Source organism: Desulfocucumis palustris, assembly GCF_002933875.1.
Classification (GTDB): domain Bacteria; phylum Bacillota; class Desulfotomaculia; order Desulfotomaculales; family Desulfocucumaceae; genus Desulfocucumis; species Desulfocucumis palustris.
Genome location: NZ_BFAV01000155.1, coordinates 37,925 through 63,162 on the forward strand (window position 1 = coordinate 37,925; position 25,238 = coordinate 63,162).

Sequence of the window (25,238 nt, forward strand, 5' to 3'; positions counted from 1 at the left end):
TTTTATTTTATACTGCCTGATATTAAAGCTGCTATTAAGTTAAATCTGCGAAAAGATATATTGTTATCAGTTTAATTGTTATTGTCCGTTTGATTCATGTCATTAATACGCTGTTCCATTTTTTGAATCATTTTGTCCGCCTGTTCCTGGGTAAGCTTGCCGTCTGAAACTGCTTTGGAGATGGCATCCTTTCTGATTTCCTGCATTTTTTCCTTGAATTGCTCCATGGTGATGCCATGTTCGGCAATGATATCCGCAAACTTTTTACCTGATTGCAGCTCGGTTTTAAGCTGTTCGGCGGTTATGCCCAGTATATTGGCTATGTCTTCAGGATTGCCGCCAGGTCCCATAAAACCATGGCCCCTGTCATGTCCAGACCCGAAAAAGGCAAAACCTTCATTGGATTTCATTTTATCAGCCTGCTCCTGGGTGAGCTTGCCCTGCTGCACGGCTTCATCGATCATTTGATCTTTGGTAGCCTCCACCGCTGTTTTTACCTGCTCCTCGCTCACCCCAAGATTAGCCGCGAATTTCGATATAAAGCTTTGATAAACGGCGGCGAAATCCGGTTTTTTTGCCTGTTCGGTATCGGCAAAGGCCATACTTGACATAGTCCCCACCAAAATAACCATGGCTAAAAGAATAGATCCAATGCGCCATTTTCTGGATTTCAAAATAAATCCTCCTTTTGAATTGATTTATATTAGCGGTGCACCGACTGTTTGTATATTAACCCTTGTTTCTTAAAGAACACTTAAAAAGATATGTAAAATCCATGCCATATATTGTTAGAATTACTTTTGATATAATTTTTTCACCAATGTCTCCAGATAGTGCTTTTCTTTAATCGATAAATCCCTGGAGGTGCAAATAAAAACCGAAAGGCCTCTTTCCCAGCAGTGCTTGCCAATTTCCTCCAGAACTCTAAAACCATCCACTCCGGGCATGGATATATCCAAAATGAGTATATCCGGCTCCTCCTTTAAGGCCAGTTCAATACCCTTCCTGCCGTTTTCCGCCGTTAATATTTTATAGCCGCGGGGTTCCAGAATCCCGGCGACATAATCCCTCACCGAGGAATCGTCATCAACCACCAGAACAGTGGGATTCCCGCCCAGCCACCGGCATCCAATACTTTCCAGGCTATTAATCAGAACCGGTTTAACCAGCGGCTTCGGCAGGTAAGCAGCGGCAGTCCTGGGGCAGTCACAGCCGGCGCAATTACCCTGCTGCGGACACTGTATTTTACATTCTGACCGCGCCGGGACAAAAGAGTCCTCCCCGTTAGCCAGGGGCAGGGTAAAAGTGAATGTGGCGCCCTGCCCCGGCTCACTCTCCACGGAAATGCTTCCGCCATGCATTTGAATCATTCTTCTGGTGATTGCCAGACCCAGGCCCGTACCCGGGTATACTCCGGCAGAAGCAACATTTCCGGCCTGGTTGAACTCTTCAAATATTGATTCATGACAATCCCCGGGAATTCCTATACCGGTGTCGGAAACCCACAAATGGAGATATTTTTTGTTTTCCCTTGCCCCGACGGCAATCCGGCCGCCCTGGGGGGTAAATTTAAGCGCATTGGACAGAAGGTTTAAAAATATTTGCTTTAACCTTACCGGATCGGCATAAACCGAATAATAATCAGGGGCAACCATGCTGGTTACCTGCAGATTTTTTTGGGCGGCCTCCGCGCTGACAATGGATATTGCCTCCTCCAGTGGGATGGAGGGATCTATTTTTTTCAGATTAAGTTCTATTTTGCCGATTTCCAGCTTGGAAAGATCCAGCAAATCATTAATTAAATTCAGCAAATGCTGCCCGCTGTTATATATTTCACGTATGTATTTCTCCTGCTGCCGGGTTAACCCGCCCACCACTTTGTCCAGCAGCACATCGGAAAAACTAATCACAGCGTTTAAAGGCGCCCTCAGCTCATGTGACAACGCCGCGAAATATTTGGTTTTATTCTCCCCCAGCCTTTCCAGTTCTTTGTTTTTATCTTTAAGCTGCTGGGTGACATTCCTGAGTTCCCCGGCCTGGGCCTGCAATTCCTCGGTCTGTGTCTGCAATTCCTCTGATTGGGAGGCTAATTCCTCACTCTGGGTGGTCAGTTCTTCATTTTGTTGAGCCAGTAATTCGTTGGCATGCTGAAGACGGCTGGACAGGTCATGAGTTCTTTTATAGGACAGCGCATTGTTAATGGCTACCCCCATCAAAGCGCCGATTATTTTCAACTCCCTGGTAAACCGCTCATCAAACCTATGCAGGGATGCCAGGCTCATTACACCCATAACCTCTGTGCCGAATAACAGCGGCACAGCTACAATGCTGACCGGCATTATATTGCCTCCCAGCCAGTTGACCGTATAACAGGTATCTTCGGGTAAATCTGTAATGACCTGAACCTGCCGGGTTCTGACGGAAAGGCTTTCCAGTCCCTCTCCCAGTTTAATTGCCTCTCTTTGCTCCATTAAATGCTGATCCGGGCAATATAATGCTTTACAGTTCAAAACCCCTTTTTCCATATCAAGCAAAAAAATTGCTCCCACCCTAAAAACAAATGACCTGCATACCGTATCCAAACCCTTTTCCAGCATTTTTTCAATTTCCAGGGTGGAGACCAGTGCTTTAAGAACATTCTGCTCGCATTTCTGCATTGTAAAATGATGTCCCAGTTCATCGGACATTGTATTTAAAGCCTGGCCCAGAACCCCGATTTCATCATTTGTCCGGATTTTAACGCGCTTGTGGAAATCCCCTGAGGAAATGGCTTTAGCCACCCCTGCCATGTCGGTGACAGGGCTGATAACCTTGGACAACAACCCGTAGAACAAACCTAAAACCAATAATACCACCAAAAGATTGGTCATGAGAGATTTATATAATTGAACTTTAAGCGGGCCAAATATCTCCGATGTTTCCTGTCTAACGATTAAGCCCCATCGCACTTTGGGTATATGCCGGTAGACAGCTATCATTTCCCGGTTGTTATAACCGGTTCCTCGCCAGAAACCTTCCTCGCCCCTGACAACCCTCAAGGCGGGCTCGGAATCTAAAATATAATTAAGGGCACTTCCGGGCATACCCCGCAAATCGCTGATAACCGTTCTATTATTTGCTATAAGAATAACCTCGCCGGTATTGCCAAGATTAAATCTGCTTTCCAGCAAAGGTTGTATAACAGAGCCTATGTCAATGCGGTATACCAGCACACCCGCATATTCAGAAGCATCCGTAGCCCCGGGTTTATCCGCCGCCACCGGAACGGAAAGAGCTATGCAGGGCTTTTCCGTGGACGGGGACAGGTAAGCATCCTGGAAATACATGCCTCCGGTTCTCAACGGGACGTTGATTATATCATCAACGGGCCGGTAGGAATTTTTGCGGTTTGAATTGCTGGAGGCCAAAATCCGGCCGGATTTGTTTACAAAATAAATTTCGTCGTAAATGCCGTATTGGGCGCTCAGTTCCTTCCAGTAACGCTCCAAATCACCGGCAGCCTGACCGGAATTATTGTTTTCTTCAGTAACCTTATCCACAAATTCCTTCACCAACGGATTTTGCGCCATAACCAGTATTTCATTTTCCCTGTTGTTAAGCCACCGGGTGATATCATTCTTCAATATATCCGCTATAATTGTAAAATTATTTGTAATTTGTTCATTGCTTCTATTTATCTCTTGCCAGTAGCTAAGATAAAGGTTTTTGGCTCCCAGTAAAAGTAACGCCATAAATGTAACCGTCAGCAATTTCAACCGGAGATTGCTTCTCAAAGAGTGCGGCAAATAATTATATAGTCTTTCAAACCGCGATGTCATAAAATTTTCCCTTCTTTATATAATGTCTTCTTAATTAATTGACCGGAAGAAAAACTGAAAAAGTTGTCCCCCTGCCCTCCCGGCTTTGTATTTCAATTCTTCCCCTGTGCTGTTCCACCAAAGAAAAGGAAATACTCAACCCCAGCCCGGTCCCGTTGGGTTTTGAAGAATAAAAGGGCACACCTATTTTATTGATTTTATCAGGCGGTATTCCGGGTCCTGTATCCCTGATATCCATCCTGATTTCATTGTTTTCCTCAACGAACCTTGTTTCAACCACAATGTTTCCCCGGTTTTCCATGGCTTCCATGGCATTTTGCAATATATTCAAAATAACCTGTTTGATCTGGTTGGGGTCCATCATTCCCCGGGGCATGCCGTCACTGGTATTGATATTTAACGATATATTTTTTAAAAAGGCCTGGGGCTCTATAATCGGGGCTATCTCCATAAGGATATCGTTAATATTAACCATTTTATACTCCGGAGGTTTGGGCCTGGCCAGTTGCAGAAAATCTTGAATGACCTGGTTCATCCGGTTGGTTTCATTAATCATCACCTGTAAAAAATCATCAGGTATTGCGGCGGCATTAGATCTGTTTAATAATAGCTGGGCGAATCCTTTAATGGAGGTCAAAGGATTCTTAAGTTCATGGGCCATACCCGCCGCCATCTGGCCGATAATGGCCAGCCTCTCCCGTTCCTTTAACAATTGCTCCTTGTTTTTAAGTTCCGTCACGTCATCGAAAACCGCAACAGCGCCTATTTTTTTACCCAGCAAATTATATATTATGTCGGTATTTATATTTAAAGTCCTCACCCCGCCCCTGCCGGCGATTTCCACTTCATACATGCGTATGTTTTTTTCATTTTCCAAAGTATTTTTTAGTAAACTGGTATTAACAAAAAAAGGAAAGGCGTCATAGTAATATTTTTCGATTACATCATCCTTTCTCACACCCAGCAGTATTTCGGCCCTTTGATTTATAATTTTTATTTTAAGGTTAATATCCACAGCCACGACACCGGCAGACATACAGTGCAATATTGATTCGGCGCTAACCTGTAATTCTTCGAAGGCATTCTTCAAAGATTCCACTTCTGTTTGATGGTCCTTAACCTTTTTAAGTTTAGCCAGGGCTTTTTCCACCACAAGGTTAAGCGAACTATATTTCAGCGGTTTTTTTATGTAATCCGTGGCTCCCAGTTTTAAGGCGGCGGTTGCCACTTCTTCACTGCTGTAAGATGTCATTATAATTACCCCGATACCGGGATGGTAAGTTTTTATTTTGGTCAACAGTTCCAATCCATTTTCCCCCGGCAATACAACGTCAAGAAGAATCAGGTCGGGCGCCTCCTTCTCCAAAAGCGCCCACGCGCTATTGGCGTCAGAAGCCAGAAAAACTTTATTTCCTTCCTTCTCCAGGTATAGCTTGGCAGTTTCAAGATGCATCTGCATGTCGTCAACAATCAAAATCCTCCATTTTTCTGTTGCATCGTCCTTGCTTTCACTAATCATGTTTTCGTCTAAACAAAAACTGTTTAGATTGTCGCAAACCATTTTTATCAACCTCTTTCAATAATTGATCACATTCAGGGCATTTGTTTATAAACATTATCTTTAGTATTTAGTCACTACATTTATCTATTTAATACTTCTATAATAGCATTAAATATCCTGGCATTTATTATTAAATTGCGTGTTATTATTTGTCGCATAACTTAAGATAATGTCTCCTTGACAGGGATAGAATCCGGCAGGTAATAAAAACATATTGATGTAAACCACTTATCGGATAATAAAAAGTAGAAAACCCGGTTCCACCACCGGGTTTTCTACTTTTTACAAATGGGTTAAAGATTTTGATATGAATTTATTCTATTTATTTTTAATTATTTGTAATATCCTCCATGTAATACAATACATAGGCTTTTTCAGGATCCTGGCGGATGGTTTCCATTACCGAAGGTCCCACGGATATTTCACCAACAAAATTGAATTCCGCGGATACGTCAAAGTCTTCCACCCCGGTTATCTTAAAACACTCGAGAACAGGGGATTTATCCTTGGTTTCAATGCCCAGCCGCAAATATTTTTCTCTGGCTTCCTCCGTCGATGCTGCAAAAATTACCCTGGTATTGGTGGGATGTCGCATTTTGGTTTTTTTACCTCCTGACATCTTTTTTATTACAATTTTAATTCACCTGTGCAACAAAAACAACGTTATGTTCAAAACAAAAAAATAAAAACCCCGATAATCCAGGGTCATTATTAACTAAAATAATTTTCAGATGTCCTCTCCATTCTCCTTAACCCCTCCCAGCGCCCTGGCGACATTGACGGCATGTTCCTGCTGGTGGCGGCTTAAGACCTGTTTAACCTGCTCGACATTTTTGGCAAAAACATTATGCCAGTAATGATCCACTTCAAAGGTTTTCACTTTAACAAGCTCCTCAACCGGGTATTTGATCAGCAACCGGTGATCAATACCCTTTAGCAGGGCCATCTCCTTTCCGTCTTCCCCGGTGTTTATTTCAACCACCTTGAAATACAAATCACACTCATCTGATTTACGTCTTACGATATCACCTGCCCTTATACAATCCATGTAAAGCCCCCCCGGAGGTTATTTGTTCTATTTATGTTTATTCCGGCATTTATATGCACGTGCATATTAATAAACTTGGGGTCTTTGCATAACTGATTCCCATGGAGTTTATCATTGCTTGGAAACAGCCTGATTAACTGTTTCTATTCTTTCCAGCACCGGGGGATGGCTGTAGGAAAACCAGCGTATAAAATAATTAGGCGACAGATCGGATAAATTCCCGGCAGCCAGGTTAATATGCAAATTTTTTGCCGCCGCGGGGTTGCCCGTCAGCTGTACCGCCACCAGATCGGCCTCCCGCTCCATGGCCCTGGAAAAATAATTCTGCAAAGGGCTTGAGCTAAATGATACCAGGGTAAAAAACAACATGACAATTATCCAGGTATGGGGAGGATAATGCATGTACCACGGTATGCTGACAGTGAGTCTTATTAGCAGGAAAAGCAGCCCCCAGAGCAGAAAATTACCGGCAATGCCCAGGGCAATGCCCTTTACGATATGCCCCTGGCGCCAGTGGGCCATTTCATGCGCCACAACGGCCTCCACCTGCTCCATGGGATATTTCTCCAAAAGGGTGTCGTATAGCACAATTTGTTTTGTTTTCCCCAGGCCGGCAAAATAGGCGTTGGCTTTAGTGGTACGCTGGCTGGCGTCCATTATCAGCACCTTGTCCACCGGCACCCCGGCCTTGGAGGATAAAGCATCAACCATTTCTATCAGCGACTGGTTTTTAGCGGGCTCAAAGCTATTAAAAAGCGGCGCCACCGCCACCGGCCAGATATAGCTTTGTATCACCAGCCAGACGGATAAAAAGGATGCGCCGACAATCCACCAGGTCCCGGGCCAGCGGTTTAATATCAGGAAAAAAACCGCAACCCCAAGGGAGGTTAGCACCAATTCAATACCGGCCATTTTTAAATAGTCTATCCACCAGGAGCCCATGGTCTGGGTCGAAAAGCCCCAGCGATGTTGCCAGTAATAGTCCCCGTACAGGAGAAAAGGCAGGCTTATCAGCCTTTGCAACATCCAAACCGATAAAAAAAGCACCAGCACTCCGCCGATATAGCTGTTTCCGGCCAGTTCCCGGGCCCAGGAGGACAACCCGGCGGCCCTGCCGCCGAAAACCAGCCAGCCCAGCACGGCGGCCTGTATTAAAAAGCTGCCGATAAAGAACAGTCTCAAAGTAGTGGTATATTCCCTGGCCCGGCTGAATTGATCCGCGGTGAAATATTTAAAAACCTCCGGGTCCGCCCTGCCGGGAAATAATACATACCAGAGATACAGCAGGCTGAAAATCCCCGCTATCAGCATAAGGAAAAGCCAGATGACATTGAATCTCGGCTGCAGCTTAAATCCCTCCCGTTCTCCATGGGATAATACCATAATTATATTGCTTAAAGGGAATAAAATATGCCGCCTATATTTTGGTATGCCGCGCAGGTTTTACCCCGGCGTATTGACGGACAATTCTCCGGCGGCTTTAAGGGTATATTCCACATCTTCCGGGCCAACGTTCAGGTGTGTAACAAACCTTACCAGGTCCGGGCCAAAGGCGCTGCATTTTACCCCTTTTTCACCCAGCATGCGCACCAGGCCGGAAGCCGGTATGCCGCCTGCAACCCTGGCCACCACAATGTTTGTCTGCACCCTGTCCAGTTCAATTTCAAAAACCGGCAATGCGGACAGCCCCTTCGCCAGCACCCTGGCGTGGCGGTGATCCTCTTCCAGGCGGTTTATATTTTTAAGGGCCACCAACCCCGCCGCCGCCAGAACCCCGGCCTGGCGCATTCCTCCGCCCAGGGCCTTGCGATATTTGCGGGCCCTGGCGATAAAGCCGCTGTCCCCTGCCAGCATTGAGCCCACCGGGGCGCCCAGTCCCTTGGAAAGGCAGAACATCACGGAGTCACAATTTGCCGTAAATTCCCTGACATCCTTGCCCAGGAAAACGGCCGCGTTGAATAGCCTTGCCCCGTCCAGGTGCACCTTCAGCCCTTTACTGCCGGCAAAATGGTATATGTCTTTCATTTCATCCGGGAACATTACCGTGCCGCTGCCCCGGTTAAAGGTGTTTTCCAGGCAGACAAGCCTGGTGGCGGGGAAATGAATATCCGCCGGGCGCAGGGCATTCCGCAACACATCCAGGCCCCCGCCCGCCAGCAATCCGTCCAGGGGCCTTATGCTTACACCGGCCCACATGGCCGGGGCGCCCACCTCGTAATAATAAATGTGGGCTTGGCTGTCGGCCAGCACCTCGTCGCCCCGCTCGGTATGCGCCAATATGGCCAATTGATTGCCCATGGTGCCGCTGGGCACAAAAATGGCGTCCTCCTTGCCTACCAAGGCTGCCGCCTCTTCCTGCAAACGTATTACTGTGGGATCTTCTCCATAAACATCGTCCCCCACCAGGGCGGACGCCATTGCCTCCCTCATCTCCCCCGAGGGCAAAGTCAAAGTGTCGCTGCGCAAATCCACCGCTTTAATATCAAACACTCCCCGCATTATTATTTCAGCATTCCCCGGGCCGCAAGCCTCGCCTTCACCGTGGGAAAATAGTCCATGTTGGTGTGAGGCAAAAATTTGCTGCTTACGAATTTATTCATGAAGGTCTGATTGGCGTTCAGCTCAAAATAGGTAATGTTTTTTGCTATGGTCTCAATATCCTTTCTTTTTTCGGAGGAAAGCAGCACCTGCCTGGCCCCCTCGCCGGAACTGTTACCCAGCCTGACCATTTTTTCCCTGGGCAGATCCGGATACAGCCCTATGGTAATGGAGGACTCCAGATCCAGATACTGGCCGAAGGCCCCGGCGGCATAAAACCTTTCAATCTGTTCCAGCCCGCAGCCCACGCTTTCCAGCAGAAGTTCCAGGGCCGCGTTTACGGCGCCCTTGGTTCTCATTAAATTGTTTATATCCGTCTGGGTTACCACTATATCTTCCCCCGCCGGGGTTTCCGCCGCGGGAACCACCACAAATTGCTCCAGGCCGCCTTTAAATTTACCCGCCCGGTCAATTATTCCGCATAAAAACATCTCCGCCAGGCAGTCGATAAGACCGGAGCCGCAGATGCCCACCGGCGGCAGGTCACCTATGGTCCTGTATTCAACCCCGCGGGTTTGCTGGTCGATTCTTACCTGCCAGATGGCGCCCGGCTCAGCCCTCATTCCGCTTCTGACAACCCCGCCCTCCAGGGCCGGTCCCGCGGCCCCGGCGCAGGCGACCAGCCAGTCCCTGTTGCCCAGCACCATTTCACCGTTTGTTCCTATGTCAACCAGGAATGCCAGTTCATCATTACGGTACATGTTTGATACCAGCACCCCTCCCAGCACATCGCCTCCCACATAACTTCCCACCCCGGGCAGGCAATAAACCGGCGCCAGGGGATTGATTTCCAGCCCTATTTCAGCGGCGCCAAGCACCCCGGGCGCGTTGACCACGGAAATATACGGCGCCAGGCAGATTCTGGAAGGGTCCAGCCCCAGCAGCAGGTGAATCATGGTGGAATTTGCCCCGATGGCCGCAGCCGAGATATCCCGCGGCTTAAATGCCACTCCCTCGGTCAGCCTGAAAAATATGCCGTTTAGGGTCTGGAGCACGGACTGGCGCAGCGCTTCCAGTCCGTCCGGCTCGCCGGCCAGATAAATTCTGGTGAGAATATCCTCCCCGAATTTTATCTGTCCGTTATAATCCGCGGCGGTATTCAAAATCCTCCCGGTGCTCATGTCCACCAGATAGGCAACCACCGTGGTGGTCCCTATGTCCACGGCAGCCCCCAGGTGCAGCGAACTGGTATCCCCGGGCTGTATGTCCACCAGGCCGAATCCGTTTTGCAGGCTTCCCACAGTGGCGGTAACTTCCCAATTACCCTGACGGCAGGCCAGGGAAACGCCGTTCATGATATCCCGGGGAACGGCGATTGGGCCGTATTTACCGGAGAGGGCATCCCTCACCCTGTCAACGTCCCCCCTGTTATCCGACAGGTCCGGCTCCACAAGTTTTAAAAAGTGTTTTTCAGTCAACGGGTCTATATTTAATTCCGCTGTGATCCTGTCCTCCAGTATTATTGGAGTTTTTTCCTTACCGGCCATTACACACCTCTACATTTTAATAAAAATATAGAAAATTATATCATAATTTGGTGAGCCAAAAATTTTAAGATTTATACCGCCGGTACTGTAAACCAAAAGGTTGCTCCCTCGTCCGGGCGGCTTTGCACACCCACCTGGCCGCCGTGCAATTCAACTATTCCGCGCACGATGGCCAACCCAAGCCCGCTGCCCGACTGCCCCCTGCTCCGGGAGGGATCGGATTTGTAGAACCGGTCCCAGACAAGGGGCTGTTCCCTTTCCGGTATTCCGGAGCCGCTATCCTTTACCGAAATTCTGATTTGACTCCCGGTTCTGTCAATTATGGCGTTAACCGCACCGCCCGGCGGGGTAAAACGCAGCGCATTGTCCACCAGGTTTATTATCACCTGCTCCATTTTATCCTCATTTACTTTTGCCATATAGCTTCCGCCGGTTGCCTCCACCAATAGTTTCCGGCCTTTTTCCAGGGCCGGGCTTTCAAACCTTTCCATCACCCTGCGCACAACGGCAAGCATATCCACTTCCTTAACTTCAATGGTAACCCGGCCTGCCTCCATCCTGCCCAGATTGAGCAAATCATCCACGAGCCTTTTCAGCCTGTTGGTTTCCTCCAGTATATTGCTCAAGTATTGTTCCTTTTGCGCCTGATCCCTGTCCATGCCGTCCACCAGCGCCTCGGTATAGCCCTGTATTATGGTCAGGGGGGTTCTTAGCTCGTGGGATACACTGGCCACGAATTCCCGCCTGGTGTTATCCATTTTTTCCAGCTGGGATATTTTTTCCTTTAGCTTTGCCGACAGCAGATTTATTGATTCCCCCAGTATGCCGATTTCATCCTTGGACTCAACCGGAACCTGTATGTCATAGTCTCCCTCCGCCATGGACCTGGCCGCCCGGTTCATTTTCAAAAGCGGCTGCACGATGCCTCTGGCCAGCAGCAGCGCCAGCAGCACCGCGGCCAGCCCGCCCAGGGCCAGGGCGTACAGGCTTGACTGCTGAAGCGCCCTGAGGTTGTTCACAATGGGTGCCAGGGGTGTCTGGATCATAACCGCGCCAAGGATTCTTCCGTTCTTTTCAGCCGGAATGCCCACCTGCATTATGTCTGTTTTGAAATAGGGGTTGTATTCCCGTCTCACCAATTGCTCTCCGGCCAGCACCTTTGACACGTCGGCGGAGGTAAAAGGCATTCCCGCGTTTATCTTCTGCTGCATCCCGTAGCCCATACCCATGCCCATTCCCATACCGGCACCGTGCCCCATGCCCATTCCCATGCCCATACCCGGGGCCCCTTCGGACCTCTTCCAGACAATTATTTCTCCCTGTGAATTTACAACCAGCACGCTGGCCCCAAGGGTATCGGCGGTATTTTCCGCCAGGCTGTTTAACTGTGGTTTATCCGATATATCCATTGACCCGGCCAGTTTCAAGCCGCTTTCAATTATTCTCCCGGATTGCTGCTCCAGGTAAATCTTTTGCAGTATTCCGGCCTGAATCAGTCCCGAAAAAACCAGTACCGCCGTTATCAGCACCAGCATGGCGAGCCAGAGTTTAAACAATATTGTCTTTCTTTTCATTTTTCAACCTCGAATTTATAGCCCACTCCCCAGACCGTATGAATATACTGCCGGGCGCCGGGCACCCTGGATATTTTTTCCCTCAGCCGGGTGATGTGCGTGTCCACCGTGCGCGCCTCTCCGAAAAAATTATATCCCCAGACGTTTTCCAAAAGCTGTTCCCTGGTAAACACCCTGCCCGGGGAGCCGGCCAGATTAAGCATCAAATCATATTCCTTGGGAGTAAGCTGAAGCAGCCGTCCATTAACGGTTACCTTCCTGGAGGCCCGGTTTATCCTTAAACCGTTGTGCTGAATATCCTTTTCCCCTTCAGCCGCCTCCGGTTCCTGTTTTCTGGCTCTCCGCAGAACCGCCTTTACCCTTGCCACCAGTTCCCTGGGACTGAAGGGTTTAACCACATAATCATCCGCTCCCAGCTCCAGTCCCAGCACCCTGTCTATTTCATCGCCCCTGGCGGTAAGAATAATTACCGGTATATCCGAGCTTTTTCTTATTTCCCGGCAAACCGACCAGCCGTCCATCCCCGGCATCATCAGGTCAAGAATCACCAGGTCGAAATCTTTTTGGGACAGCGCCCGGACAGCCTGCCTGCCGTCGGCCGCCCCTTCGGCGTCGTAGCCTTCCGCCAGCAGATAGGTTATAACCAAATCACGTATTTTTTCTTCGTCGTCAACCACCAGAATCCTTAAAGCCGCCAACCCTCTCACCACCACATATAATTTCCCCTCTAAAATATACCACAGCCATTGCCCTCCCAAAAACAATAAAGGCGTCAATTAAGACGCCGTGTAATTTTTATAGCCCCCGAACCATGAATATATGCGCATGGCCATCCTTACCAGGGGGTTGTTTACTCTGCTTTCTATATTCTTTTTTTCTTCCTTGTGCCTGTTCAGCTCCTGCTGGGCGAAGCGCAGATTTCTTTGCGCCTCATCCCTTGTCTCCAGCGCCTCCTTCAGATCATTGCTTAATGAATTAATCTCTTCCTTGAGCCCTCTTTCCTCGTGAACAGCGATTTCCAGTGTTCTGTCCAGTTTATTTTTAAGCTCCACTATTTCCGTCTGAAGCTCCGCGACCCTGGTGGCATGCCTGTCTTTCAATTCCACCAGGCGGGCCTTGTTCTCCCTGTCCTTCTCCTTATATTGCTGCAGTTTTGTGAAGAGTGTTTCCAGGCTTGTCTGGTTTTTCCGCAGGGCTTCCCTTAACTTTCTGTTATCCTCCTCGCCGTCCCTGGCCTTTTTGACCCACAGCCTGCACTGGTACAATATACTGTTTGACTTTGCCTCCAATTTCATTATGTGCTCCCTGTATCTGAAAATTTCTTTTTTCCTCAGGGAAAGAAGCAGGTCCTTCTCCGCCATCTGGGTCACCAGCTGCTCCTGCCTGCCGGACTCCTCCATTTTCAGCGCCAGGGCCGCCGCGGTTTCCCGGTAGGCGGATTCTATTTCCCGCAGCTGCCTTTCAATTGCCGCCTGCTTGCCGTTTCTTTTGTCCCTTTCCTTAACCCACCGCTCCCGCTGGCGGGTAAGGGACACCAGGAACCTTTTGGTCAGGGCGTCGTAAGCTATCTGACCGGCGGAATTATAACTCCATACCCCGTCCCCCACCTTTTCAAAATAAGGGAATTTCTCTAAAACTCCTTCTATGGCTTTAATTGTTGTGGGCTTCCAGCTATTCACCAACTCGTATGCCTGATTGGCGGAAAGTCCGCCGGGATGGGTTTTCAACGCCTTGATCACCAGCTGTTTCAATGAGTACCGCCCGGTCTCCACCTCCCACTCGGTGAGCCCCCAGTATCCGTTGGACAGCTGTATGAACCTGCCGTCGGATATCAACCCGGCAACTTCGGAGACCATGGATTTAAACTTTCTTTTATTCTTTGAGCCCCCCCTGTAAACCTCCTTGATGCTCATGGGCTGCTGCCGCTTCAACAATATGGCGTAAAAACTGTCATTGTCCCTTTCCCCCTCAAGGTTAAGACTCCACTGGCCGCTGCCGTTTTCCTCAAAACACCTGTTTTGCTTCAGGCAGCGGCTTACTTTGTCTTCAGCCTGCACCCCGTTAAAATCCCTCAAAATTATTTTCTGTACATGTGGGGCCATCTCCGCCACCGTCATTGTTTCAAAGAAAAAAAGAGTTTTTTTCAGCACATCGGTTAATGAATGGAGTTTGCCATTCACCCTGCATCACCTTCCTTTTATGTTGAATTATTTATCTCCTTTGCATACATTTGATATATACACCATTTATTACCATTTTCCTTTAAATTAACTGTTAAAATTTTCCTACATTTTCACTCCCTGTTCTCCAATTTTCATTGGCTTAAAATTTGTTTGTACAGTATTGTAATCAATTGTATAAAAAGGGTATAATAACACACAAAAGCCTGCTGTAACGGTAAAACTGGTCGCTGCACCCGGTAAACCCAATGGAGGTGGCATTATGTGTGAAAGTATTAACAATCCCCCGGACAGAGTTGTGGAAACCCCTGCGGGAAAGGTTTATATTGAAGGGCCGGTTAAATCAACCGACATCGGGCAACTGGCAATGGAAGAGGATTTAAAAAATTTCCGGCCCCCCGAAAAACAAAAGAAAGCATTGATGCAGATCGCCGATTCAAGGGACGGGATACTATACATAATCAGACATGAAAATACCATTGCGGGATACGTAAGCTTTCACGAACCCGATCCCTATGCCCGCTGGAGCAGGCACCCCAGGATAATGGAGCTTGGGGCAATTGAGATCAGTTCCAAATGGAGAAAATATAAGCTGGCCAAAAAGCTGCTGAAAGTGGCGTTTGAAAACCCGGTTATGGAAGATTATATTGTGCTCACCATTGAATTCAGCTGGCACTGGGATCTGGAAAACACCGGACTGGACCTCTGGAATTATCAGAGAATGCTTACCAGTGTTTTCGGTTCGGTGGGACTTGTAAAAATGCCCACCAATGACCCCGACATACTCGAACACCCGGCCAACGTGCTGATGGTGAGGATAGGAAAGAATGTAAGCGAGGAAGATGTCCGCGAGTTCGACGAACTGCGCTTCATCGATGAAGGTATTTTCTCAAAAAATTAAGCAGCCCCCTGGGGGCTGCTTAATTTTTTTCAGGAGCCAATTCTTATCGAAAGGTGTGCCCCTTATTCAAAACTGTAATTCGGAGCTTCCTTGGTAATCACCACGTCATGGGGATGGCTTTCCCGTAATCCGGCGGAGGTTATTCTGATAAAGGAAGTTTTAGTCTTCAATTCCGGTATGTCCTTGCAGCCGCAATAGCCCATACCGGACCGCAGTCCTCCGATTAACTGGTAAACCGTCTCGGCCAGCGCTCCCTTGTAGGGCACTCTGCCCTCCACCCCTTCGGGAACAAGCTTCTTCTGATTCTCCTGGAAATAGCGGTCCTTGCTGCCTTCCTTCATTGCACCCAGGGACCCCATGCCGCGATATACCTTGTAACTGCGGCCCTGGTATATTTCCACATCCCCGGGGCTTTCCTCCGTTCCGGCAAACAGGCTTCCCACCATTACAACATCGGCGCCGGCGGCAATAGCCTTGGTAATATCCCCGGAGTATTTGATACCGCCGTCCGCTATAATCGGCACGTTATGTTTGGCGGCCTCCATGGCGCACTCGTAAACCGCCGTGATCTGCGGCACCCCGGCACCCGCCACCACCCTGGTGGTGCAGATGGACCCGGGCCCGATACCCACTTTAATGGAATCAGCGCCTGCCTCCGCCAAATCCCGCACACCTTCGGCGGTTCCCACATTGCCGGCTACCAGGGCTATGTTGGGATAGCGGGATCTGATTGCTTTAACTATATCGATTACTCCCCTGCTGTGACCGTGGGCCGTGTCCACCACTATTACGTCCACCTTGGCGTCAATAAGAGCGTCAACCCTGTCCATGGTGTCCGAGGCCACACCAACGGCCGCCGCCACCAGCAGCCTGCTGTTCCCGTCCTTGGCCGAATTGGGGTATTGCCTGGCTTTCTCGATATCCTTGATGGTTATCAGGCCGCGAAGGTTGTATTCCTCGTCCACAATGGGCAGCTTCTCCACCCGGTGATTTTGCAGTATCTCCTTGGCCTGCTCCAGATTGGTGCCCACCGGGGCGGTGATTAAATTTTCCCTGGTCATCACATTTCCCACCGGCTGGGAGAAATTCTTCTCAAAGCGCAGGTCCCTGTTGGTAAGAATACCCACCAGCCGCCCGTCACGGATGATGGGAACCCCGGAAATGCGGTAGCGCTCCATCAAAAGCAGAGCTTCACTAATGGGACTTTCCGGTGAAAGATAGATCGGATCGGAAATTACCCCGTGTTCCGACCTTTTGACCCTGTCCACCTCCATGGCCTGCTTTTCTATGGACATGTTCTTGTGAATTACGCCTATACCGCCCTCCCTGGCCATGGCTATGGCCAGCCGGGATTCGGTAACGGTGTCCATACCCGCGCTCATCAGAGGAATGTTTAACTTAATATCCCTGGTAAGATAAGTCCCTGTGGCAACATCCCTGGGAAGGATTTCACTTGCAGCTGGGACTAAAAGAACATCATCAAAGGTCAAACCGACCTTTGCAAACCTGTCCGGAAACAAAATACCAACCCCCCTAGGCAAATTGTATTCAAATATTATAGCACAGCCCGGTTAACAGGTCATGTGTTTTTTAAACATAAAAAGGGTGGCCAAAGCCACCCAGATTAAAAATCACCGGGCCGGTTAAAAACAGGCCCGGCGCCTAAGACGAAGCCGGACAAGGCCAGGTGCGGATTTCACCGGACTCTCAGTCCTGCCCCATGATGGAACCTACCCCGTATCTCATAAAGTGCTCCCTTAAATGATAGATTAACTTTTCCGTGCAATCAAACTCCTCCGCCATCTCGGAGTCGGTTTTATTATCCTTCAGACCGTCTATGAAATCGTCAAAATCTATGCCCACTTCCTCGGTTTTAAATTTAAGACTGGGCTCGGTGCTCCAGGGCACCCTGGAACGAATAAACTCTTCCATATTTAACCACCCTTTTATTATGTTAATAAATCTTATTTTTTTCCGTTGCCGGAGGTTTTATTACCTGTTAGACAGCTTCTTTTTTGGTTCCTTTTTAAATAAATATATTAATTTCCAAAATTACAGGCTGCTGGCTATAATAGTGTAAACGGCTTTTGATTATTCAGCTAAAAGGAGTGTATTATTTTGCCCCATAAAGAACTTCCCCCGGGTGAAATACATAAAATGCTTACCGAAGAAAAAGTCGGCAGGCTTGCCACCCTGGGCGGCGACGGACCTTATATTATTCCCATGTGTTTTGTGTGGGATAATAATGTGCTATATCTCCACTCCAGGCCTAAAGGCACTAAAATTGACAATATTATCTCCAATCCTTCCATTTGCTTTGAAATCAGCCGGGTTGACAAATGGCTGCCCCGGGAAAAGCCCTGCGCTTATTCCATAAACTACCGCAGCGTCCAAGTATTTGGAAAGGCCCGGATACTTCCCCAGGGTGAAGAAAAGGTCAGGGCTTTAAACTTACTGTCGGAAAAATACCTTGGGGGTGCGCCCTTCGAAGCTGTTTCCCCAAAGGCGGCGGCCGCGGCGGCAGTGATTAAAATACCGGCTGAACACGTATCCGGCAGGCAAAATAATGGCTGAAACATTATTTTTAGCATGAAAAATAGCAATTGGGAAAAATATAAATTAACAAGAGAGGTGACCGCCATTGGAATGGGTGCTAATTAAAAATTTAAAAAATCATTCCGGGCAGGAAGTGGAAGTCAGGGGATGGTTATATAATAAAAGATCCTCCGGGAAAATTATATTTTTAATTGTAAGGGACGGCAGCGGCCTGCTGCAGTGCGTTATAGCCAAAAAAGAACAGCCCGAATTATTCCAACTGGTCGAGGGCATCACCCAGGAATCCTCCATAATTATTACCGGCGCCGTAAGGGAGGAACCCCGTTCACCCGGCGGAATGGAAATGCAGCCGAAGGATATCCGGATTATCAGCATTGCTGAAAACTACCCCATCACCCTCAAGGAACACGGAGTCGATTTCCTGGCCGAAAGAAGACATTTATGGATCAGAACACCAAAACAGTCGGCCCTGCTCAGAATCCGCTCCACCGTGGAGCAGGCCTGCAGGGATTTTCTGAACAGGCGGGACTTCGTGCTGGCGGATGCCCCGATCATTACCCCGGCAGCCTGTGAAGGCACCACCACGCTGTTTGAGCTTGACTATCACGGGGAAAAGGCATATCTGTCCCAGAGCGGCCAGTTGTACAACGAGGCCGCCGCCATGGCCCTGGGGCGGATTTATTGTTTCGGACCAACCTTCCGGGCGGAAAAATCGAAAACCCGCCGGCACCTGATGGAATTCTGGATGCTGGAGGCTGAGGCCGCTTTTTTTGATTTTGAAGACAACATGAAGCTCCAGGAGGAATTGATTTATTACATTATCCAGTCCGTACTGGAAAAACACGCCACGGACCTCAAAATCCTCAACAGGGATGTGGAAAAGCTGCAAAAAATAAGCCTTCCCTTTCCAAGGCTGAGCTATACCCAGGCGGTTGAATTGCTCCGTCAAAAGGGCCGGCAGTTTGAATGGGGGAATGATTTCGGCGCCCCGGACGAGACCGCGATATCCGATAATTTCGATGCTCCGGTATTTGTTCACCGCTTCCCCACAAAAATAAAAGCCTTTTACATGAAGCCGGACCCCTCGGATCCCGGCGTTGTCCTGGGGGCGGACCTTCTGGCCCCCGAAGGTTACGGGGAAATAATAGGCGGAGGTCAGCGGCTGGACGATCTCTCCCTGCTGGAAGAGCGCATCCGGGAACATAATCTTCCCGGGGAGGCCTTTGCCTGGTATACCGACCTCAGAAGATACGGCACCGTCCCCCACTCCGGTTTCGGTCTGGGCATAGAGAGAACCGTGGCATGGCTTTGCGGCACGGAACACGTCCGGGAGACCATACCGTTTCCCCGAACCCTTTACCGGTTGTATCCCTAATTTCTCCCGGAGAATACAATATAATATAAGGTTATTTTTTTAAAAATTATGATAAAATTAGTAAAATTAATATATTATCATCGGAGCCCCGGCGAAATATATTAAACACGGGAGGTGGAAGAAAGAATGATCAAACTGATGATCAAAGGCTTCGCCTATGACGTTAGCGGCAGCCCGATCATATTGCTGACTGATGAGGAAGAAGAAAAAGTCCTTCCCCTCTGGATAGGAATGCTGGAGGCCCATTCCATTGCCCTGGCCGTTGAAGGAACCGAACTGCCCCGGCCCATGACCCATGATTTGATACTGAACATCTGCAAACAGTTCAATGCCGCCATTTCCGAGATTATAATAACCGACCTGAGGGACAACACCTTTTATGCCAGCATATATATAAGCACGGAGACTGCGACAATACCCATGGACGCCAGGCCCAGTGACGCCATTGCCCTGGCCATCAGATCCTCCGCCCCCATCTACCTGAAAAACGAGCTGGCGGACAACATGCTGTCCATTTCAGAACTGATTGACGAAGAGACCAGAAAAGAAATAGATAAAATTTTCAACATGAAGGATTTTAAAAAATCCCTGCACTAAAAAACCGGGATTCTATCCTTAATCCTGGAACCCTTGGCGGATTCTTTTATTTGCGGTTTAAAAAACAAGGCATTGACAAAGGAAATAAAGATAAATGGCCTTCACAGCAAGGCCATTTATCTTTTAATAAACCTCCACGATAACGGGGACTATAAATCATATCCGCCACATTGAGTCCCCTTCTATAAATAAGAAACTTAAGCCGGCACAGCAGGTGTGTACAAGGAGGTTGCAATTTGAAAAGATTTGATTTGCCCGGCGATTACCGGGAACCTGAAACAATTGAAGACCTGCACCGTCCCCCGGGCTCGCCCCACCCCAGGGAAATAAAATCCCAGCAGGCCCAGTTGAAAAGCGGGCACGACCATGGACACGGCAAGGATATCAAGCTTCCCATGTCTCACAAAACCAAAAGCCAGGGATAAAAAGTAAACACCGGGTTTTCCCGGTGTTATTCCTTGCCTGTGGCTGTTTGCCTTCATTGACAAGTAAAAACTGCTGGAATATATTTATCTTTAAACCATGAATATTAAATGAGAGGTTTAATGAGTTGCCCGGACAAAATAACAACGGTATAATATCACGAAATTTTATACTGGGCTTTGTGGCCAACTTTCTTTTTTTCGGCACCAATTTTTATCTAGTGCCGGTGCTGCCCCTGCACCTGGACGGACTGGGCGGCACCAGGGCACAGATCGGACTGGTGATAGGGGCGTTTTCCCTGACGGCTATTTTCCTGCGGCCAGTGGTTGGCAGGATCTCCGACATAATTAAAAAGAAATGGCTGATGGCGCTGGGGGCTTTGATTTTTATCGCCGCTCCGCCTCTGTACGCCGCCACTGAATCTATATATATACTGGCCATTGTCAGGATATTCCACGGCGTCGGCATCGCCTCCTTCGCCGCGGCGTCGGCCGCCCTGGTTCCTGAAATTGTTCCCCTGGAAAAGCTTGGCCAGGCCACCGGTCTGTATGTCACCTCGGTTAGCATTGCCACGGGCCTTGCCCCGCTTCTGGGCAGCCACATGTCCGCCACAACGGATTTTGCCGTGCAGATGACAGTCCCGAGCATTGCCTCCCTGCTGGCTCTGGTTATGGTATTACTGATAAAGGAACCCGCGCCCCGAAATGCCGGAAATACAACCCCCTTCTTTGAAGTGCTCAAATCACCGCATGTTATGGTGCCAACATTGATATTCACCGCCTGCTCCTTTTCCCTGGGCACAATAACCGCCTTTTTGCCGCTTTATACAATTAGCTGGGGTTATAACAATTCCGGTATATTTTTCAGCGTTTTCTCAGCAACCCTTATAGGCATGAGATTTTTGGCCGGCGGCCTGCCCGACAGGTTCAGCAAGACCAGGGTGATTTTCCCTTCGCTGCTGCTTTTATCCTTTGCCCTTGCCCTGTTGTCGGCTGTTCGTACCCCCCTAACGCTGGCGCTCAACGCGGCTCTTTACGGCATCGGCTACGCCCTGGCCTACCCCAGCCTTAATGCCTGGGTGGTTGAGCACTCACCCGTTGCCGGACGCGGTCTGGCCATGGGAGTTTTTTCCGCCTCGGTGGATGCCGGCGCCTTTTTGGGGCCCGTGTTCATGGGCATAATTTGCCAGTACCTGGGTTTCAGCACTGGTTTTTTGCTTTCGGCGTTGATACCCTTATTGGCCCTTTGCCTTTTTAAGACAACCATAGCCGGTGATGACCTTCGGGTCACTCAAGCATGTCAAGCTCAAAGTGAAAATGAAGCAGCAACAAAGCCCCCAGCATTTTGAGAGCACACTTCACCACCCGGCCACGGCCGATCCCGGATGAGCCCATGACTGCCAGATCCCAAAAAGACCATACTCCCAGGGCCAATCCCCCGGCGCCGCTCAGAACCGACAATAACGCTTCCACAAAAAAACACCCCCGGGAAAATATATGAGGGGCGTTTGCTATAAATTCATTACCATATGGAAAGGGATGTGAATTTATGAAATATATTATAATAATATATTTTATTGTGGTAACGGCAATGATCCTGATGATACCGGTCAAACTTCTCACATCCAGGCAAACCCGGTGTCCCGCCTGCGGCGGTTCCGTGCTGGTGTCAAAACGGGGCAAAATATCAAGCTGCCCCCACTGCGGAGGGCGCTTGATTTAATGCCGGCCAATTTATTTTCCGGATCTTTTAAGCTCATTAAAGGCAGAAATCCCGCTTCCTGAACTCGATTTAAAGGCAGGCTGCGTTCACGGCAAGGTATTTAACGATTCCGAAAGAAATTTTCTCCGCCAGTTTCTTTTGATAATCCTGGTTTACCAGGTTGTCCCTGTCCGCCGGATTGCTGAGATAGCCGGTTTCCACCAGCACCGCGGGAACTCCGGAGTTTCGGAGAATAAAATAGTCGTTTGATTTAACGCTTCTTTTCGGGGGTGTTCCGGGAATCTGCCGCAGTTCATCCATAATGTATTCAGCCAACTCTTTACTCCCCGGTTTATCCGGATAATAAAAAACTTCAGATCCCCTGCAGTTGGACATCCCGAATGCGTTAACATGCAGGCTGACAAGCAGCACCGCTTTGTTTTTATCCACCAGATCCAGCCTTTTTTTTAAATCGTAACGGTGCGCCTCCTTGCCATGCAGTCCCACCACCGCCAGATTGTAATCCCCGGTTCTGGTGAGCGTCACTTTGGCTCCGGTTTCCTCAAGGGTTTGTTTAAGCTTTTTCGCCACCTCCAGATTAATTTGCTTCTCGTATATACCTTTGCGCACAGTACCTGGATCAAACCCGCCGTGACCGGGGTCAATCAATATCACCTTTCCGCTCATGAAAGCAATTTCGCTGGCCCAGGAAGCGCCGGCAAGGGCCGGCAGCATCAAACAGGTAAAGAGAACCAGTATAAATTTTGCCATCACTATCCTCCGGTGAAGATTATCTGTACCGGAACCCAGGTTTATTTAAGTTATTATGGCGCAAAAATTGTTTTGTTATTTAACGCCCGGGGAAGTTTATAGCACCCTTCAAAGCATTGTTCTTTTAAATCCATCAGTCACCGCGGCCTGCCGCGCCGCTGATTAACAAAATCCTGTTCTTTGCCGTTTGAAACCTTTGCTGTTTGAAAAGCAAATTTAACCAAATCATATATCCGGGAAAACTCTTCCGGCGTTTCTCTTCTGATAATCATTTTTTTCTCCTTTTGTTGAATTTCGTCCCTGCGAAACCTTTATTTTCAGCGGGTCTATTTAAAAATATTAAAAAAAAGTATAAAATTTAACCAGAACTCCTGCATTTTTACCAATATATTATGGACTTTCTCTCTTGACAGCGAGGGTTTAAGTTAAAATGGTTATAATGATTCCGGTTTTAATTGGCGCAATGTCCGCCACAGCAGTTTTTACAATTATTTATTTTTCCTTATATCTTCAAAGCCGGGAGCGTTATGTAGCTTACTGGACCTGGGCCTTGTTTATAAACCTGCTCGGACTGCTGTGGCTATTGGATTTATTTATACCGGAAAACAGGTTTGTATTACCCCTTGATATACAAAACCCCATACCGGCAGATAATATAATTCCTTTTGCCGCTCATAATCTAACACTTTTTTTCTACCCCCTGCTAACATTTATTGGCAGTTGCCGGTTCCTTAATATACCCGTCAAAAAACATATTATATACGTCACTATGGCAGTCAGTGTTTTTAATGTGGCAGGCATATTTTTGCTATTACCTTATTATATCTATATAATTCCTACAATACTTAATTTGGTTTTACTATACTTTGTTCATGCAAGATTGTTTTTGCAAAAAAATAAAAAGAGTATTGTTGGCTGGTTTTTGATTATGTACGGCATACACCTGTTGGATTATCCATTTATTATACGGATTGGGGACGCCATTGCATGGGGTTATCTTATTGCCATGGCCCTTATTATGGGCATCTCCGCCGGTATTTTAATCCACTATTTAGAAAACAGAAACAACAAACTGACTCAAAGTGAGGCCAGGTTCCAGGAGTTGTCCGACTCTTTACCAGACGTTGTTTTTGAGGTTGACCTGCGGGGGAGACTAACGTACGCTAATAAGAATGCGTTCGCATTCTTTAAGGCAACCCGGGAAGATTGCGGCCAGATCAATGTTTTTGATTATATAGTTCCGGAAGATAGGCCCGGGGCCAAAGAAAACGCTCTAAAAATATCGGCTGGTATGGAAAGCAGCCTTAACGAATATATGGGGCTGCGCAGGGATGGCACCAGATTTCCGGTAATCATCCGCTCGACTCCGGTTATTAGAGATGGGAAGGCCGTCGGGCTTAGAGGGTTTATTATTGACATTACCGAGCTCAAAAACAATGAAATGCTAATGCAATACCTGAGCTGTCATGACTCTTTAACAGAATTATTGAACCGGCACGGATTAACACATGCCATTGAAAAGTTTTTAAAAACTAATAACGGTAAGGTTGGCGTCGGTTTTATCATCTGCGACGTTGACGGTTTAAAGCTGGTCAACGATACCCTGGGCCACGATGTTGGTGATAAGCTGCTTAAAACGGCGGCCGGCATAATTAAAGAAATAACCAGGCCGGAAGACATTGCCGCCAGGGTAGGTGGAGATGAGTTTTGTATAGTTATTCCACTAACCGATGACGGCATAGTACCTCGCACGGTTAAAAAACTGCAGCGAAAAATTGAGATTAATAATAGCCAAAATCCTGAGCTGCCGTTAAGTATTTCTATAGGTTACGCATTAAGTCCCGGCGGTAAAATTAACATTCAAAGTTTATTCAAAGAAGCAGACGATTACATGTACCGGCAAAAATTGCACCATGGCACCAGCAGCAGAAGCGCCATAGTACAGACCCTGATGAAGGCATTGAGAGCCAGGGATTTCATAACCGAGGGCCACGCGGACCGGCTACAGCAACTGGTCTGTTACATAGCGTCCGCCATAGGCCTATCCGAAAGGCAAATAACCGACTTGCGTTTGCTTGCCCAGTTTCATGATATTGGCAAGGTAGGCATACCCGATGGCATTCTTTTTAAACCCGGCCCTTTTAATTCTGATGAAAAGAAAGAAATGGAACGGCATTGTGAAATAGGGTATCGCATAGCCCGTTCATCTCCGGAACTTGCTCATATAGCCGAATTTATATTTAAACATCACGAATGGTGGAATGGCGGCGGCTATCCCTTAAAATTAAAGGAAGCTGCGATTCCCCTGGAGTGCCGCATATTGGCCATTGCAGACGCTTACGACGCCATGACCAATGACCGCCCCTACCGCAAGGCCATGTCGAATATTGAAGCCTTGGCTGAGATAGAAAGTAACGCGGGAGTTCAGTTTGATCCCTTTTTAGTCTCTAAATTCCTCAGTATTGTTGAAAGCGGCCTTAAAGAACAGGGCGTTAGCTAATCAGGGGTTATAACCCACCAGGCGCGCATTGAAAATTATGGGTATTTGTATGACAAAGAGGGCTACCAGATAATAAAACAGTAAATTGTGGTAAGAATCCAAAGCCCACAAGACCGTACTATTGAAAGTAAATATTAACTTGGAAAGA

At 48.1% G+C, this 25,238-nt stretch carries 24 protein-coding genes; 8 read left to right on the forward strand and 16 right to left on the reverse strand.

Translation table 11 applies throughout. The features are described from left to right. Positions 1-71: 71 nt before the first annotated feature. From DCCM_RS14590 to DCCM_RS14640, 11 genes are all read right to left on the reverse strand, one after another. Positions 72-674 carry a DUF2680 domain-containing protein gene (locus DCCM_RS14590; protein ID WP_104373122.1) on the reverse strand — a complete coding sequence of 201 codons (603 nt, stop codon included), beginning with the start codon at positions 672-674 and terminating at the stop codon, positions 72-74. Positions 675-794: 120 nt separating this feature from the next. Next, on the reverse strand, positions 795-3,731 hold the full coding sequence (locus DCCM_RS14595; protein ID WP_165792180.1) for an ATP-binding protein: 2,937 nt from the start codon (positions 3,729-3,731) through the stop codon (positions 795-797). Between the two features lie 121 nt (positions 3,732-3,852). Continuing rightward, the gene (locus tag DCCM_RS14600) at positions 3,853-5,379 is read right to left on the reverse strand and encodes a hybrid sensor histidine kinase/response regulator (RefSeq protein ID WP_104373124.1); all 1,527 of its coding nucleotides are present in this window, start codon (positions 5,377-5,379) and stop codon (positions 3,853-3,855) included. Positions 5,380-5,707: 328 nt separating this feature from the next. Then, on the reverse strand, positions 5,708-5,974 hold the full coding sequence (locus DCCM_RS14605; protein WP_104373125.1) for a hypothetical protein: 267 nt from the start codon (positions 5,972-5,974) through the stop codon (positions 5,708-5,710). Positions 5,975-6,106: 132 nt separating this feature from the next. Beyond that, entirely contained in the window at positions 6,107-6,427 is a 321-nt protein-coding gene (locus DCCM_RS14610) for a sporulation peptidase YabG (protein WP_104373126.1), read from the reverse strand. A 111-nt stretch (positions 6,428-6,538) separates the two neighbouring features. Then, positions 6,539-7,810, reverse strand: a complete 1,272-nt coding sequence (locus tag DCCM_RS14615) for a M48 family metallopeptidase (RefSeq protein ID WP_231702783.1) — start codon at positions 7,808-7,810, stop codon at positions 6,539-6,541. A gap of 60 nt (positions 7,811-7,870) precedes the next feature. Beyond that, positions 7,871-8,908 carry a threonine aldolase family protein gene (locus DCCM_RS14620; protein ID WP_373855488.1) on the reverse strand — a complete coding sequence of 346 codons (1,038 nt, stop codon included), beginning with the start codon at positions 8,906-8,908 and terminating at the stop codon, positions 7,871-7,873. 20 nt (positions 8,909-8,928) lie between these two features. Next, entirely contained in the window at positions 8,929-10,512 is a 1,584-nt protein-coding gene (locus tag DCCM_RS14625; RefSeq protein WP_104373128.1) for an ASKHA domain-containing protein, read from the reverse strand. Positions 10,513-10,583: 71 nt separating this feature from the next. Further along, positions 10,584-12,086: a sensor histidine kinase gene (locus tag DCCM_RS14630; protein ID WP_123057290.1), complete on the reverse strand. Its 1,503-nt coding sequence runs from the start codon at positions 12,084-12,086 to the stop codon at positions 10,584-10,586. Then, positions 12,083-12,799 carry a response regulator transcription factor gene (locus DCCM_RS14635; RefSeq protein ID WP_269433758.1) on the reverse strand — a complete coding sequence of 239 codons (717 nt, stop codon included), beginning with the start codon at positions 12,797-12,799 and terminating at the stop codon, positions 12,083-12,085. The genes DCCM_RS14630 and DCCM_RS14635 overlap by 4 nt, the downstream gene beginning before the upstream one ends. 63 nt (positions 12,800-12,862) lie before the next feature. Beyond that, entirely contained in the window at positions 12,863-14,266 is a 1,404-nt protein-coding gene (locus DCCM_RS14640) for a phage-shock protein (RefSeq protein ID WP_104373130.1), read from the reverse strand. 262 nt (positions 14,267-14,528) lie between these two features. On the opposite strand from DCCM_RS14640, the gene DCCM_RS14645 reads away from it, so the two are divergent. Next, on the forward strand, positions 14,529-15,167 hold the full coding sequence (locus DCCM_RS14645; protein WP_104373131.1) for a GNAT family N-acetyltransferase: 639 nt from the start codon (positions 14,529-14,531) through the stop codon (positions 15,165-15,167). Between the two features lie 62 nt (positions 15,168-15,229). Here DCCM_RS14645 and guaB read toward each other — a convergent pair whose 3' ends face one another. Both guaB and DCCM_RS14655 read right to left on the reverse strand, forming a co-directional pair. Continuing rightward, positions 15,230-16,687, reverse strand: a complete 1,458-nt coding sequence (guaB, locus tag DCCM_RS14650) for an IMP dehydrogenase (protein ID WP_104373132.1) — start codon at positions 16,685-16,687, stop codon at positions 15,230-15,232. Positions 16,688-16,874: 187 nt separating this feature from the next. Continuing rightward, positions 16,875-17,099, reverse strand: a complete 225-nt coding sequence (locus tag DCCM_RS14655; protein ID WP_104373133.1) for a hypothetical protein — start codon at positions 17,097-17,099, stop codon at positions 16,875-16,877. A 186-nt stretch (positions 17,100-17,285) separates the two neighbouring features. Between DCCM_RS14655 and DCCM_RS14660 the strand changes: the two genes are divergently transcribed. The 5 genes from DCCM_RS14660 (at position 17,286) to DCCM_RS14680 (ending at position 21,466) form a co-directional block, all read left to right on the forward strand. Further along, on the forward strand, positions 17,286-17,741 hold the full coding sequence (locus DCCM_RS14660) for a pyridoxamine 5'-phosphate oxidase family protein (protein ID WP_104373134.1): 456 nt from the start codon (positions 17,286-17,288) through the stop codon (positions 17,739-17,741). A 67-nt stretch (positions 17,742-17,808) separates the two neighbouring features. Beyond that, positions 17,809-19,098 (forward strand): asparagine--tRNA ligase, encoded by a 1,290-nt coding sequence (gene asnS, locus DCCM_RS14665; RefSeq protein WP_104373135.1) that lies wholly within the window; start codon positions 17,809-17,811, stop codon positions 19,096-19,098. 126 nt (positions 19,099-19,224) lie between these two features. Further along, positions 19,225-19,695 (forward strand): bifunctional nuclease family protein, encoded by a 471-nt coding sequence (locus DCCM_RS14670; RefSeq protein WP_104373136.1) that lies wholly within the window; start codon positions 19,225-19,227, stop codon positions 19,693-19,695. A 236-nt stretch (positions 19,696-19,931) separates the two neighbouring features. Continuing rightward, on the forward strand, positions 19,932-20,120 hold the full coding sequence (locus DCCM_RS14675) for a hypothetical protein (protein WP_104373137.1): 189 nt from the start codon (positions 19,932-19,934) through the stop codon (positions 20,118-20,120). 125 nt (positions 20,121-20,245) lie between these two features. Further along, positions 20,246-21,466: an MFS transporter gene (locus tag DCCM_RS14680; RefSeq protein WP_165792181.1), complete on the forward strand. Its 1,221-nt coding sequence runs from the start codon at positions 20,246-20,248 to the stop codon at positions 21,464-21,466. Here DCCM_RS14680 and DCCM_RS18335 read toward each other — a convergent pair. Next, positions 21,405-21,590, reverse strand: a complete 186-nt coding sequence (locus DCCM_RS18335) for a hypothetical protein (RefSeq protein ID WP_128739161.1) — start codon at positions 21,588-21,590, stop codon at positions 21,405-21,407. The two genes, DCCM_RS14680 and DCCM_RS18335, sit on opposite strands and share 62 nt — an antisense overlap. Positions 21,591-21,666: 76 nt before the next feature. Here DCCM_RS18335 and DCCM_RS18740 point away from each other — a divergent pair, with 76 nt between their 5' ends. Further along, positions 21,667-21,840 (forward strand): hypothetical protein, encoded by a 174-nt coding sequence (locus DCCM_RS18740; RefSeq protein ID WP_165792182.1) that lies wholly within the window; start codon positions 21,667-21,669, stop codon positions 21,838-21,840. 69 nt (positions 21,841-21,909) lie between these two features. On the opposite strand, the gene DCCM_RS14685 is transcribed toward DCCM_RS18740, so the two are convergent. Then, positions 21,910-22,590 (reverse strand): N-acetylmuramoyl-L-alanine amidase family protein, encoded by a 681-nt coding sequence (locus DCCM_RS14685; RefSeq protein WP_104373139.1) that lies wholly within the window; start codon positions 22,588-22,590, stop codon positions 21,910-21,912. Positions 22,591-22,727: 137 nt separating this feature from the next. Then, on the reverse strand, positions 22,728-22,862 hold the full coding sequence (locus DCCM_RS19540) for a hypothetical protein (protein WP_269433759.1): 135 nt from the start codon (positions 22,860-22,862) through the stop codon (positions 22,728-22,730). Positions 22,863-23,518: 656 nt separating this feature from the next. On the opposite strand from DCCM_RS19540, the gene DCCM_RS14695 reads away from it, so the two are divergent. Next, entirely contained in the window at positions 23,519-25,090 is a 1,572-nt protein-coding gene (locus DCCM_RS14695) for a diguanylate cyclase (RefSeq protein ID WP_165792183.1), read from the forward strand. Positions 25,091-25,238 lie beyond the last annotated feature (148 nt).

Excerpts from the sequence above, each read along its gene's own strand:
- DCCM_RS14595 (WP_165792180.1), bottom strand. The coding sequence starts at position 3,731 with ATGGCGTTACTTTTACTGGGAGCCAAAAACCTTTATCTTAGCTACTGG.
- DCCM_RS14600 (WP_104373124.1), bottom strand. The coding sequence starts at position 5,379 with ATGGTTTGCGACAATCTAAACAGTTTTTGTTTAGACGAAAACATGATT.
- DCCM_RS14605 (WP_104373125.1), bottom strand. The coding sequence starts at position 5,974 with ATGCGACATCCCACCAATACCAGGGTAATTTTTGCAGCATCGACGGAG.
- DCCM_RS14610 (WP_104373126.1), bottom strand. The coding sequence starts at position 6,427 with ATGGATTGTATAAGGGCAGGTGATATCGTAAGACGTAAATCAGATGAG.
- DCCM_RS14615 (WP_231702783.1), bottom strand. The coding sequence starts at position 7,810 with ATGGTATTATCCCATGGAGAACGGGAGGGATTTAAGCTGCAGCCGAGA.
- DCCM_RS14625 (WP_104373128.1), bottom strand. The coding sequence starts at position 10,512 with ATGGCCGGTAAGGAAAAAACTCCAATAATACTGGAGGACAGGATCACA.
- DCCM_RS14630 (WP_123057290.1), bottom strand. The coding sequence starts at position 12,086 with ATGAAAAGAAAGACAATATTGTTTAAACTCTGGCTCGCCATGCTGGTG.
- DCCM_RS14645 (WP_104373131.1), top strand. The coding sequence starts at position 14,529 with ATGTGTGAAAGTATTAACAATCCCCCGGACAGAGTTGTGGAAACCCCT.
- DCCM_RS14655 (WP_104373133.1), bottom strand. The coding sequence starts at position 17,099 with ATGGAAGAGTTTATTCGTTCCAGGGTGCCCTGGAGCACCGAGCCCAGT.
- DCCM_RS14670 (WP_104373136.1), top strand. The coding sequence starts at position 19,225 with ATGATCAAACTGATGATCAAAGGCTTCGCCTATGACGTTAGCGGCAGC.
- DCCM_RS18740 (WP_165792182.1), top strand. The coding sequence starts at position 21,667 with ATGAAATATATTATAATAATATATTTTATTGTGGTAACGGCAATGATC.
- DCCM_RS14685 (WP_104373139.1), bottom strand. The coding sequence starts at position 22,590 with ATGGCAAAATTTATACTGGTTCTCTTTACCTGTTTGATGCTGCCGGCC.
- DCCM_RS19540 (WP_269433759.1), bottom strand. The coding sequence starts at position 22,862 with ATGATTATCAGAAGAGAAACGCCGGAAGAGTTTTCCCGGATATATGAT.
- DCCM_RS14695 (WP_165792183.1), top strand. The coding sequence starts at position 23,519 with ATGTACGGCATACACCTGTTGGATTATCCATTTATTATACGGATTGGG.